This is a genomic window from Parafilimonas terrae (assembly GCF_900115755.1).
Classification (GTDB): domain Bacteria; phylum Bacteroidota; class Bacteroidia; order Chitinophagales; family Chitinophagaceae; genus Parafilimonas; species Parafilimonas terrae.
In genome coordinates, this window is the sequence record NZ_FOXQ01000001.1 from 89,391 (window position 1) to 102,257 (window position 12,867).

General features: G+C 39.7%; 7 protein-coding genes and 1 tRNA gene. 3 read left to right on the top strand and 5 right to left on the bottom strand.

What is annotated here, in order from left to right; genetic code table 11:
* Positions 1–74: 74 nt before the first annotated feature.
* The 3 genes from BM015_RS00345 to BM015_RS00355 form a co-directional block, all read right to left on the bottom strand.
* Positions 75–2,030, bottom strand: a complete 1,956-nt coding sequence (locus BM015_RS00345; protein ID WP_090653430.1) for a RagB/SusD family nutrient uptake outer membrane protein — start codon at positions 2,028–2,030, stop codon at positions 75–77.
* A 12-nt stretch (positions 2,031–2,042) separates the two neighbouring features.
* Positions 2,043–5,024, bottom strand: a complete 2,982-nt coding sequence (locus BM015_RS00350) for a SusC/RagA family TonB-linked outer membrane protein (RefSeq protein WP_245751155.1) — start codon at positions 5,022–5,024, stop codon at positions 2,043–2,045.
* Between the two features lie 693 nt (positions 5,025–5,717).
* Complete coding sequence (locus tag BM015_RS00355; protein ID WP_090653431.1) at positions 5,718–6,335, bottom strand: HAD family hydrolase; 618 nt, start codon at positions 6,333–6,335, stop codon at positions 5,718–5,720.
* Between the two features lie 84 nt (positions 6,336–6,419).
* Here BM015_RS00355 and BM015_RS00360 point away from each other — a divergent pair.
* Positions 6,420–6,493 (top strand) — tRNA-Ile (locus BM015_RS00360).
* 228 nt (positions 6,494–6,721) lie between these two features.
* Here the strand turns inward: BM015_RS00360 and BM015_RS00365 are convergent.
* Positions 6,722–8,644: a sigma 54-interacting response regulator gene (locus BM015_RS00365; protein WP_090653432.1), complete on the bottom strand. Its 1,923-nt coding sequence runs from the start codon at positions 8,642–8,644 to the stop codon at positions 6,722–6,724.
* A 114-nt stretch (positions 8,645–8,758) separates the two neighbouring features.
* Positions 8,759–10,990: a histidine kinase dimerization/phosphoacceptor domain -containing protein gene (locus BM015_RS00370; protein WP_090653433.1), complete on the bottom strand. Its 2,232-nt coding sequence runs from the start codon at positions 10,988–10,990 to the stop codon at positions 8,759–8,761.
* 317 nt (positions 10,991–11,307) lie between these two features.
* On the opposite strand from BM015_RS00370, the gene BM015_RS00375 reads away from it, so the two are divergent.
* Both BM015_RS00375 and BM015_RS00380 read left to right on the top strand, forming a co-directional pair.
* Positions 11,308–12,084 carry an alpha/beta hydrolase gene (locus tag BM015_RS00375; RefSeq protein WP_090655086.1) on the top strand — a complete coding sequence of 259 codons (777 nt, stop codon included), beginning with the start codon at positions 11,308–11,310 and terminating at the stop codon, positions 12,082–12,084.
* Between the two features lie 42 nt (positions 12,085–12,126).
* Positions 12,127–12,867, top strand: a complete 741-nt coding sequence (locus BM015_RS00380; RefSeq protein WP_090653434.1) for an alpha/beta hydrolase — start codon at positions 12,127–12,129, stop codon at positions 12,865–12,867.

A 12,867-nucleotide genomic window follows, 5' to 3' on the forward strand; every position in this document is an offset into this window, starting at 1 on the left:
GGTGTTTTTAAAAAAAAGGGGAAGAGTGTAAAAACACCCCTCCTTTTTTCTGTATCTCGATTGCTAAAAGAGCCTTATTCATACCCTGGATTTTGGTAAGTATCTTTTTCTGCATCCGTCATTTCCATGGCATCAAGCTGCCCCTGCGGAATCGGGCGCAGGTAATGATATGGTTCAATAGTGCGTGTTACAGTTTGCGGTGTATGATCGCTTATATTAACGCCACCTATGCGGTAAGTAGAAGAAAGTTCCGTCCATTTTTGAGTGCGCACCAGGTCGTACCAGCGGTATCCTTCACCATAATACTCACGGGAACGTTCTGCAAGAATATAGTTTATATCAATTGTGGCGGGTGTAGCGGCTACCATTTCAGCGCTGTGATCTTCCACCTTTGCTTCATTTTCCCCATTGTCAAATTTCCATTTGCCGGCACGGGCACGAATAACATTTATCAAATCCCTTGCACTTTTACCGGCTGTTGTTGCGGCGCCTTTTACAGCAGCTTCAGCAGCTATAAAATATAATTCAGAGAATTTGGCAATATTGAAAGGACGGGTAGTGCCGGCATTTGGCTGGCCAACACCGCCATTATTATCCGTACGATATGTTCCTAATTTCCACAGGCCCGGATATCTTAACCTGCTTATGCCCTCAGGAGAAATAACAAAATCTGACCTGCCAGGCAACGCACCTGCACCAACATTGTTTTTAGTAGCCCAGTCATCATAATTAATTGGCGTGGATGGTTCACCATCCAGGAAGGTGATGATGGCATCACCAGGTGAAACAGGAAGATTATTGGCATTATAATAAACAGGTGTGGCATCGCCGGCTAAATTCCAGTTAGCACGGTAAGAAGTAACAAAAGTGCCATCGTAACGGGAATCATTTGTTTTGTCGGCAAACGTATTTTCTATTACACCAATGGTTGGCGCCATACGTGTCCATGGACGGCCTAAATCCTGTGTGGCTGCACGCACAACAGAGCTGGCAGTATTGCTCCAGGACGCATCTGTACCGCTATGAATAAGTGTATAGTTCCAGGTAAGCATCCATACGGCAAAATTATCAGGAGCGCCGCCACTGCCATAAGTAAGGTTGCCGCCGTTATATTGCTCGCTCGTTTGTGTATGATCAGCGTATAAAACAATTTCGCTGTTACGGTCGTTTGACCCCAGGTTCAAATCGTAATACGTTGGCTGCAAACTGAAAGGCCCCGGGTTTTGAATACCTGCTGTTGCCACATCGTAAGCCTGTTGAAAATACCAGTGTGCATCATGGCCATCGGGATCTGTTCTTGCAGTTTCAGGATAAGTAGGAATATTGTTTGGATTTTCCAGCCACCAGGCATAAGTAAGGTAGGCTTTGGAAAGATAAAGCCGCGCTGCAGTTTTTGTTACGCCGCCTGTTACGCGGCCCACATCAGGCAGATCATTTACAGCCTGCAGTAAATCAGGAAAGATGGCTTTTGTATATACTTCCGGCACTGTGTTTCGGGTAGAAAACCTTACCGGGTTGGTATTGAATGTAAGCTCGCCGGCACCCAAATCCAAAGGCACACCACCATAGGTTTGCACAAGCAGGAAATAATCAAAAGCCCTGAAAAACCTGGCTTCTGCAATTAATGCATCGGAAAGGCCAACGGCTGAAGCGTTTTCTATAATACCGCTTGCCGTATTAATGTCGGAAAAAGACTCTCCCCAGGGAATGCTGGTGGGAAAGCTGGTGGAAGTAACCTGGCCCACACCAGACATATCCATATCTTTAAAATTACCATCGGCACTTTGCGCATAGGTTACTTCATCTGTACCGGTTAAGCAGGCATTATAATAATAAGCCTGGCCATAGATATTTCTAAGGTGCGCATATAAAGAGGTAATACCTCCCTGAACACCTTTTTCTGTAGAAAAATAATCAGGCGTAAAAGAACTGCGGGGCTGTTCGTCCAGGATTTTAGAACATCCTGATGAAAGCAATATGGCGGATGTCAGCGCTGATCCTATTAAAGATTTTATATGTGTACGTTTCATGTTGTAATGATTTTAAAATGACAGGTTAACACCGAGAATGTAGTTGCGTGTTGATGGCGTATTGGTACCAATCGTAAGTATGCGCCTCATATTATAAGAAAGCGGAACTGCCGCATTTTCGTTGCCGTAAGAGTTTGTTTCCGGGTCCATACCAGATTCTTTATAATATGGAGAGAACATTACAAACGGGTTTTGAACGGTGAAATAAGCCCTCAATTTTAAGTCTCTACTTTTAATCACGCTCCTGCTGAAATCATAGCCAAGCGATATGGTGCGGATCTTCAGGAATGAAGCATCGAAATAACCAAGTGTACTTCCGTATTTCGGGTTATCGCCGCTTAAAGGCCCCGCGGGGTTTGGATATTTGGCATCTGTATTTTCAGGTGTCCAGTAATCAACTTTTACGTTGTTGTTCCTTGAAGTTAAATTGTTAAGATAACCGCCTGACCCATACAGGGAGCTTAAAAGAATGCCGCCGTGCTGGTAAATTCCCACAATATTTAAATCAAAACCTTTATAAGCCAGCCTGGTATTGAAGCCGCCCAAAAATTTAGGGTCAACATCCATCACCTGCCTGTCATCAGCGCCAATTGCCCTTGCCGGCGTGCCATCTCCATTATAATCGCCTGTGTACAATACTTTAATCATACCAACAGCGCCACCGGGCTCCAGCACATCGAGGTAAGGGTCTTTTTCCTGCCATAAACCCAATTTCTTATAATCAAAGATTGCATTGACATTATGACCCACAAACCAACCGTTGCCTTCATCTTTAGTGGCACCGGAAGCAAGCGCCACCAGTTTATTACGGTTTGCATAAATATTGAAACCGGCATCCCAGGTTAAGCCATCGCGGCCACCATCGAGTATGGTACCATTAATAGTGAACTCAATACCCTTATTTTGGGTGCGACCTACATTTGCTGTATAGCTGCTAACACCGGATGTAGAAGGCAACCCAACACCAAGCAACAGGTCTTTTGTATTCGTAGTATAGTATTCCACCGTACCAGACAAACGGTTTTTGAAAAGCGAAAAATCAATACCATAATTCCAGGTCTCAGAGTATTCCCAGCCAAGGCTTGGATTAGGAAGCTGGGTTACATAATAGCCGGTAGCATAAGTATCATCACCAAAATTATAAGGTCTTGTGCTTAATGAACCAAGAGTTGCATAAGGTGCAATTGACTGGTTAGAAGTCTGGCCATAACCAGCGCGCAGTTTCAATGCATTTAACCAGGTTACATTACTCATGAATGATTCATTGGTTACATTCCAGCCCACAGATACGGCAGGATAAGTGTGCCACTGGTGGCCTTTTGCCAGCCTTGATGAGGCATCTGAACGCAAGGTTGCGGAAATCATATAACGGTTATCATAAGCATACATCACACGGCCCATCCACGACATCAGGCCCCATAAATTATAACTCTGGCCATTGGGGTCAACCGTAATTTCACCATCGGCGCGGCCAAGGTTATAAAATTGGAATTCCTGGCTTTGAATATCTTTTGCCGACATAGAAGAGGAATTATATTTCTGTTGCTCTGCAGAATATAAAGCCGTAATGCTTACATTATGTTTTTGGGCGAAAGTTTTATCGTAAGAGAGAATATTTTCAATTGTCCAGTGATACGTTTGTGAATTGCTGATACCAGCAGTTGATTCAGTTGCCGGGTTAGAATTATTTACACCTTCCCCTGTATAATTTCCATTATTACCCTGAATAAAGTCCAGGCCAAGGTTTACCCTGTATTTTAAACCATCAACCCAGGGAATTTTCACTTCTCCATATACAGAGTTGTAGGTTGCAAAATTTCTTGTTTCATTTATCCATAATCCATTATCGCTTAAACTATCAACCACACCTTTTGTTAATACAAACCCATCACCCAACGATTGGTGCACTACCCTTTTTAAAGAGCCATCAGCATTATATGGATCTGCGATAGGCGATGCGGACAAAGTACCGAACGTGCCTAACTGGTTGCCTTCGCTGATGTTATAATTATTATTGGTAGTAAATCCAACCCGGAAATATTTTCCTATTTGCTGATCGATTGAAGTGCGCAATGAATACCGGGTGTATTGCTGCGTAGGAATAAGACTCTGATTTTGATAATACCCGAAGCCAACATTATAGCTTCCGGTTTCACTACCGCCGGAAACGCTTACATCATGGCTGTTTACGGTTCCGGTTCTGTAAAATAAGTCCTGCCAATCTGTATTAACATCATCTTTTTCATCAGCGCCGTTTGTATATATACCGGCAGCTTTACGCAGTGCCACAAATTCAGGCCCATTCATCATAGGGTATCTTGCAAACAAAGTTTGATCGCCATAATAAGCATTATAAGCAACCCTTGCCTTTCCTCCCCGCTGCCCTTTATTGGTTGTAATTAAAATAACACCATTGGCGCCGCGGGAACCATAAATAGCGGTGGCCGATGCATCTTTCAATACATCAATACTCTTGATATCGTCGGGGTTTAAATCTCCTATAGAACCAGGGAAAGGAATTCCATCCAGCACTATCAGCGGGTTATTATCCGCAGTAAGGGAGCGTGTGCCACGGATGCGTATTTGCATGGTTGCGCCCGGCCTTGTTGAAGTTTGCGACATTTGCACACCGGCCAAACGGCCCTGTAAAGCCTGCGAAACGTTAGCTGCAGGTATTTCCCGCATCTTATCGCCGCCGATAGAAGCAACAGAACCGGTAACAGCTTCTTTTCTTTGCGTACCATAACCAATTACTACCACTTCCTGCATATTGGTTGTACCGGAAGAAAGCGTAATTGTAATATCAGTTTGGTTATTTACGGGTATTTCCTGGTCAAGGTACCCAACTGAAGACACTACAAGGGTTGCATTACCGGGAACGTTTAACTGAAAATTGCCGTTTTCATCCGCAGCGGTGCCGGTTGTTTTACCTTTAACCATTACCGAAGCATTAGATACCGGCTGGCCTGTTTCATTAACTACACGACCCTTCACCTGGGTGTTTTGGGCCTGAACAGTCAGAAAGAAAAAACTGAAGATGGCTAACATAGCAATTGTCAGAAACATCTTCATCCGCAGTTTGCAATGGGCACATACCATTTTTCGCGGAATAATTAAAGCTTGCATAGATGTTTGGTTTTAGAATTTATAAGCAAATCGAAAATTTAATAAACAGAGGTACAAGCAATGATTTATTGAAATCCAGGCGTCCATCAGAATAATATTGGTTGAAAAAGTGCAACCGAAATATTAAAGTAATCAGGTTTTATAATACTATACCTTTCGTAAAAATTCCTGCCAGCATTCCTAAACTTCAAATAAAATGGGGAATCTCCAAACAAACAATCTCATTTATAAATTATAATTAATTGGCAAACAATTATTGGTATATTCCCTTGCTTCTCCTTTTCAGTAAATAAATTGTCATTAAGACAATTATCCGCTAAAGTAAAAGAAGTTTCTTAAAAAATGCAACCGATTACAAAAAAATTTCTTTTTTCTTGAGAAATACGAGATACTGAACAATGCTTACTTTCCCTAAAAGCAGCGCATTTGAAGCTGATTTTTTAAATGGATGTGCACTGGTGTGCTTGCTGTACCAGTATCCAGTTTAGTGTGTTATGATAAACATGCTTTGTATTAAAACAGCCTGTTTACAAGGTTATGCCATATTTATGCTTTATTACTTCACAACCCAAGTTCAAGCACCGTTTTAGGTGAAGGCAAATGAATGCCTTGCAGTCCTGCAGATCTTGCAGCTTCAATATTTGCGAGGGAATCATCAATAAAAACAGTTTCTGCAGCAGTAAGGTTTTCTTTTGCAAGCACCGTTTCAAAAATTTCTTTCGAAGGTTTGCGCAAGCCAAGATTATGCGAGTAATACGCCGTTATAAAAAGCTCATCAAAATTTTTGTCTTCCACCTGGTTGCGGTAAGCTTTGGTAAACGCTTCATAATGAATCTGGTTAGTATTGGAGAGGAGATAAATATTATAGCGTTCTTTTATTTTTTTTAACCAGTTAATGCGTTCGGGCGGGAAGTTGAGCAGCAAAGCATTCCAGGCATCTCTTATTTGTTCATTTGTTAGCGAAGGCTGTTTGGCAAGGCTGCGGAATTCTCCATAAAAATCATCCGGTGAAATAGCACCAATTTCAAGTTTTTCAAATAATGGGCTTACAGACTGGAGCGTATAATATTCGTTAAAATTGCCAACGCCCAATTCAGCAAAGGCAAGCGCTGTTTGCTTAAAATCGATATTGAGGATTACGCCTCCCAGGTCGAAAATGATATTTTCCGGTTTTTGCATGGTGGCAAAAATATAGCCTGGAAAATGAACTTTGCAGTTTAAATGATTTGATTATTTTTGCGCTCCTTTTGGCAGCAATGCCCCGGGCCTATAGCTCAGCTGGTTAGAGCACCTGACTCATAATCAGGGGGTCCCTGGTTCAAGCCCAGGTGGGCCCACTTTAAAAATAAAGCAGTTGTGAACTTCGCAACTGCTTTTTCATTTTAATGTGACCATAACTTAAAGATTCCGGCTGTCTCATTGCTTTATTATATCCCAGGCATTTTCGCTATTTTCAGACAACCAGATCGTACGGATTGAATGTGCGGTAGAAAGATCACCTGTCTGTTTTTCCTGGTACAAAACCTAACATCGCTAAACAAAAGCATTTATGTTATCAACTATAACTATTGAATAAATTCCTTTCTTATTCCCAGTTTTTTCATTTTAGATTTTAAGGTTGAAGGATGGATATTTAAGATTTCTGCGGCTGCGCCTGCACCCCAAATCCTGCCATTACATTTTTTTAAAATAGAGATAATATAATCCCGTTCATTTTCATAAATGGTTTTTACATAATCCTCCTCTGCACCTTGTGTTTGTTTTCCCGGCATTGCAGGCAGTAATATATTTTCAATTACATTTCCTTTTGCAAGCAACACGCTTCTTTCCATCTGGTGTTCAAGTTCGCGGATATTGCCGCGCCAGTTATATGCCATCATACTTTTTAAAACATCATCTGCAATACCACTGATTTTTTTACCTGCCTTGTTGCCATAATAATTCATAAAGTGATATGCCAGCACAGGAATATCTTCTTTGCGTTGCCGCAATGGCGGCATTTCAATAGGAAAAACATTTAAACGATAATACAAATCAAGACGAAAACGTCCTTCTGCTACTTCTTTCTCTAAATTTTTGTTGGTAGCTGCAACTATGCGCACATCAATTTTTATAGTATCCCTGCCACCAATTCTTTCTATTTCTTTTTCCTGTAATACGCGTAATAATTTCACCTGCAGCTCAAGCGGCATCTCGCCAATTTCATCTAATAAAATAGTTCCATGATTGGCTTTTTCAAACTTGCCAATGCGTTTATCAAGTGCACCTGTAAAAGCACCTTTTTCATGACCGAACAGTTCAGATTCAATTAGCATTGCAGGCAATGCTGCACAATTCACTTTTATAAAAGGCTTGCTTTTTCTATTTGATAAATTATGAATGCAATCAGCAATTTTTTCCTTACCGGTGCCGCTTTCGCCCAATATTAAAACTGAAGTATCTGAAGGCGCAACCTGCGCAACATGGTCTAATACATTTAAAAGAAGCGGGCTTTTACCAATTATGCCTTCACATCCTTCTGCGAATCCGGCCTCTGCAATTTTATTCACTTTATGCTGAATGTTGTTTTTGTTATTCAGCATTGTTTCAATACCATTTATCAGCAGCATCTGCGCATTCTCAAATAAATTAATATGGCTTGCATTATAAGCATCCGATATTTTACTGTATAAACAAAAGCTGAAAGGCCTGCCGTTTAAAATAAACACAGGCATTTCAAGGTGCGACTTTAACCGAAAAGTTTCAGCAAATAATTTTCTTAAAGAAGGTTGCCGGCAAATGTTTTTAAAAGCATCGTTATTATATACAGTTGCGTTTGTTTCTTGCGGACTATGCGATTGCAATGCAATAAGTTCTTCTATTGTTTTGCCGGTGATGGTTGCCAATTCATTTATACCGATTGTTTGATATTCATTAAAACCAATTCTTAAGAAACATGTGCCTGCAAAAGAAGCCGAGCCTATATTATCAAAGCCTGCTGCCATGTAATCAAAGGGAATATATTTCTGAAGCGTTGCAGCAACTTTCAAAAGTGTTTCCTGCAGGTTGGTTGATTTGGCAATAATATTTTTTATGCTTTTCTTAAGCTCAGCTTCCTGCCTGTATTTTGATTCCAAACTATGTTTATAACGGTACCGCGCAATTTCAAGCGTAACAAGCAAATCTTTTTCCCTGAAAGGCTTTACCAGAAAACCATACGGTTCTGTGGTTTTAGCTTCATTCAATATATCTTCAGTTGAATTGGCTGATAAGTATACAAACGGAATATTATCTGCAGTTAATTGTTTAGCTAAATGAATACCTGTTTGTTTGCCTTTTAAAAAAATATCAAGCAGCACGAAATCAGGCGTTTCTTCCTGCATCATTTCTTCCGCCTGCGTTACAGAACGTGCGATGCCGGTAACATTATAACCAGCCTGCGTAAGCATAAGCCGCAGGTAATCGGCTTCTACAAACTGGTCTTCTACAATTAATATTTTTTCTTTCATATTAATCAAATTTTGAGAACAATTACGTTCGCAAAGCCTTTTAGAATGGTTTGTTTATACAGGTTTAACTGCACGATATGCTATTTTCAATTTTAGCCGCGGTGCTGTTTCTGTTCAACTTTCATACATAAATTCAATAAATATTCCCGTGCCGTTATTGCTTGTTATTGTAAACTTTCCATCAATATCTTCGCTTAACCCACGCGTTAGTTTCATGCCCATTGATTGTGGGTTTTTAGTACTGAAATTTTGGGGCAAGCCAATACCATCATCACAAATACTTAATACTAATTTATTTGTTGATGTATGTTTCAATACAATATTGATGCTTCCGTTTTTATTATTTGGAAAAGCATATTTAATAGCATTCGTAATGGCTTCATTTAATATTAACCCAAGCGGAACACAATGCGAAAGATTTAATGCAATCGGCTCAATTTGTAAATTGAACTGGAGCGATTTTGGCGTGTTAAAACAATCACGCAGGTAATCTGTAAGTTCATGTATATAACCAGGCATATTTATAGCAGATAAATTATCTGACTGATACAACTTTTGATGAATGAGCGACATGGCATGCACACGGTGCCGGCTTTCATTCATTGCTTCAATTGCTTCACTTGTTTTTAAATAGGCAGTTTGCGTTGCCAGTAAGCCCGATACAGTATGAAAATTATTTTTCACACGGTGATGTATCTCTTTTACCAACCATTCTTTTTCTGTAACCAAATGCTGAAGCGCCAGGTTTTTCTTTTCAATTTCTTTTTGCTGCTGTTTTAATTTTTTATTTGCACGTTGCTTTACGCGGGAATTATTAATTAATAACCCGGTTATAATTAACAGCAATGCAGCAACACCAAACATCCAGTTGCGGCTTGTATTTGCCTGCGATAATTTATTCTGCTGCGATTTACTTTCATTTTCAAGCAGCTTAATATCCTGGTTCTTTTTTTCGGTCTCAAATTCTATCTGTAATTGCTCTATATGTTTGCTTGTTGTTTCATTCAATAACGAATCACTTAACGCTTTGTATTGCTGGTAGTGTGAAATGGCAGCAAGATAATTGCCCTGTATTGAATCCAGCTTATACCATAGCAAATGGTTTTTATACAATTCCAATGGGCTTTCTATTTTTTTATAAAAGCTATCGGTTCCGGCAAGATGTTTACGCGCAAGTTCATATTGGTGAGTTGCCAGGTAAAATTCCGTTACAGGATATTGCGCCTCACTTTGGTCAGGTTCATATTTTTCAAGCTTTTTGGAAATTGCCAGCAATTGGTTACAATATTTTTCTGCCTGGCTGTATTGCTTTAAGGCATTGTAAGTAATTAAAAAACTTGCCGTGATGTATAACTGCGAATAGATATCATCAGAAGGATATTTTTGTTGCGCCTGTTTTAAAATAACAAGCGCTTCCTGTGGCTTATTTAATACTATTAATGTTCTTGAAATTTTCGACAGCAGTAAGTCAATCGTTTCAGTGTTGTTGTATTTTTTTGCAACGTATAATGCTTTTTGAAAATAATCATAAGCAGCGTTATATTTTTTCATAGCGTTATAGGTTGCTCCTATGCGGTTGTAAATAGTTGCCAGCTGAATGCTTGTATCTTTTACTAACGCTGCAGATTTTACGGCAAGCAAGCCATATTTTAAAGCCAGTTCATTATTGCCGGTTATAGCATGCACAGCGCCTAAAAGGTCATAAATGCCCTGGAGTTTAGGATACTTAATATCTTGATACAGTTCCAGGGAACGATGAAGAACTGATAAGGCCTTACTATAATTTCCTTCCAACTGCAATAAATCTCCTAACTCTTTTAAAATATCCGCCTCTTTTAATTCACTTCCCGATTTTTGAAATGCAGGTAAGGAAAGTTCCTCTACAATACGTATCCTTTCTGTTAATTCATCTGTATTGTTTATTGAGTAATAACCTGAAACATCATAATAAGCATAGCCTAATTCAAGATAAAGATTGTTTGCTTTAAAAATCTCAATTGCTTTATCAGCTAATTGCCGCGCTTCAACCGTTTTGACTTGTTTATGAAGGATTTTAGAACGCTGTTCGTAACTGTTTCCAATACCTTTTTGATAATTCAAATCTTTACTAAGCTTTTCAGCCGCATGTTCATACAACAAAGCGCTGTCAAAATATTTTTTATCCGTTGATGCTTTAAAAAAATAGTAAACACTCAGGTTAAGCAGCAGGTTGGCCCTGGCAGTATCTTCTTTGATTTCTTTTAAGCGGGCATGCAGTTCATCAATATTGTTTACAGGCAATTGTGCGGCAGCAATATGAGATAATAATACTGCTGCTGCTATCATATAACTCTTTAATCTTCGCATATTATATTTATCAATTCATATAATGCGCCTAAAATATTGCTATAAGGTTTCAACAAAAACATTGCTTGCTCTTATTATAGTATGATGACACTTAACAACTAATCACGTCATAAAATAAGCAATCTTTTTTTTCTGTTCTCAATAATTCTTTGAGTCATCAATTTACAACCATGATATTTCGCGGTATTGTTTAACTAACCGTGATATTTCACGGTGCTTCCATCATTGCAATTTCATTAAGTGCCTGATTAGTATTTATTTAAGCTAATGGCATTTTGTTTGGCAAATCAAATTCATCATCACGCAAAAAAATTATCATGAAAAACAATACTGCCATAGTGTTTATAACAGGCGCCTTTGTGCACCACAGTTGCTGGGATGAATGGAAAAAATATTTTGAAAGCAAGGGTTACACAACAAACGCTTCGCCATGGCCACATAAAAATGCGCCTGCTGAAACGTTGCGCAACAGCCATCCGAATGCGGAGATAGCTGCCAACAGGTTATCATCATTAACTGATTACTATGCTTCAATTGTAAAAGCATTGCCCGAAAAACCAATATTAATAGGGCATTCAATCGGCGGGCTTATTGTGCAGTTATTATTGCAAAAAGGATTAGGCGCTGCCGGCGTTGCCATTCACCCTGTGCCGCCGCAAGGTGTATTTACGTTTAAATTTTCCTTTTTGAAAGCAGGCTGGGGGCCGCTTGGTTTTTTCACTTCAACCAAAAAAACATTCCTGATGTCTTTCAGGCAATGGCAATATGCTTTTACAAACGGAATGGATTGCGATGAACAAAAAGATGCTTACTATAAATACCTGGTTCCTGAATCGAAGCTGATTGTGAGAGACACTATTACAAGGGCAGCTAAAGTAAATTTTGAAAACCCTCATGCACCATTATTACTTACTTCAGGCAGCACAGACCATACAATTCCTGCATCGCTTAATTATGCTAATTATAAAAAATATAAGCACAGCAATTCAGTTACGGAATATAAAGAATTTGAAGGGCGCAATCATTTTGTTTTAGGTCAACCCACCTGGAGAGAAGATGCCGACTATATACTCAACTGGCTTAATGAATTGTAATTAAAAAAATTATTTCCTCATATCTAAACTAAAAAATAAACAATGGAAAGCAACAACCAAATCAAAGACAATTTTAGTACAAGCGCAGATGCACAACAGCCAATAAAAAATGTAGTGATTGTGCATGGCGCTTTTGCCGATGCTTCAGGATGGGAAGCTGTTCATAACATTTTAAAAAATGATGGTTATACTGTAACGCTGGTTCAAAACCCGCTTACCTCACTTGAAGATGACGTGGCAGCAACAGAACGTGCACTTGAAAAACAAGATGGCCCTGTGGTGCTGGTGGGTCATTCATGGGGCGGCTCTGTAATAACGCAGGCTGGTGTTTCCAATAAAGTTGCAGCGCTTGTGTATGTGGCTGCCTTTGCTCCCGAAATTGGCGAGACCACATTAGAGCTTATAACCTCTGAAGCGCCTGCACCTGAAAATGGTATTCTTCCGCCCAATGATAAGGGGTTTATTTATTATGATAAAGAGAAATTTCATACAGGTTTTGCTGCTGATCTTAGTAATGAAAAAGCAGATTTTATGTATGCGTCGCAAGGGCCTATTGCTGCCAAAGCATTTACTGCGCCACTTACAGCGGCAGCATGGAAAACAAAACCTTCTTATGCTATAGTGGCAACAGAAGATAAAAGTATCAATCCATCGCTTGAGCGCACCATGTATAAAAGAGCAGGCGCTGTTGTTACAGAAATTAGCGGAAGCCATGTGTTGTTTATTTCAAAACCTGAAGAGGTTGCTGCAGTTATTGAAACCGCTGCAAAAGCAGGTAAATAA

Bases quoted from the DNA above. Each gene is read 5' to 3' on its own strand.
- BM015_RS00370 (WP_090653433.1), bottom strand. From the start codon at position 10,990: ATGCGAAGATTAAAGAGTTATATGATAGCAGCAGCAGTATTATTATCT.
- BM015_RS00365 (WP_090653432.1), bottom strand. From the start codon at position 8,644: ATGAAAGAAAAAATATTAATTGTAGAAGACCAGTTTGTAGAAGCCGAT.
- BM015_RS00345 (WP_090653430.1), bottom strand. From the start codon at position 2,030: ATGAAACGTACACATATAAAATCTTTAATAGGATCAGCGCTGACATCC.
- BM015_RS00380 (WP_090653434.1), top strand. From the start codon at position 12,127: ATGGAAAGCAACAACCAAATCAAAGACAATTTTAGTACAAGCGCAGAT.
- BM015_RS00375 (WP_090655086.1), top strand. From the start codon at position 11,308: ATGAAAAACAATACTGCCATAGTGTTTATAACAGGCGCCTTTGTGCAC.
- BM015_RS00355 (WP_090653431.1), bottom strand. From the start codon at position 6,335: ATGCAAAAACCGGAAAATATCATTTTCGACCTGGGAGGCGTAATCCTC.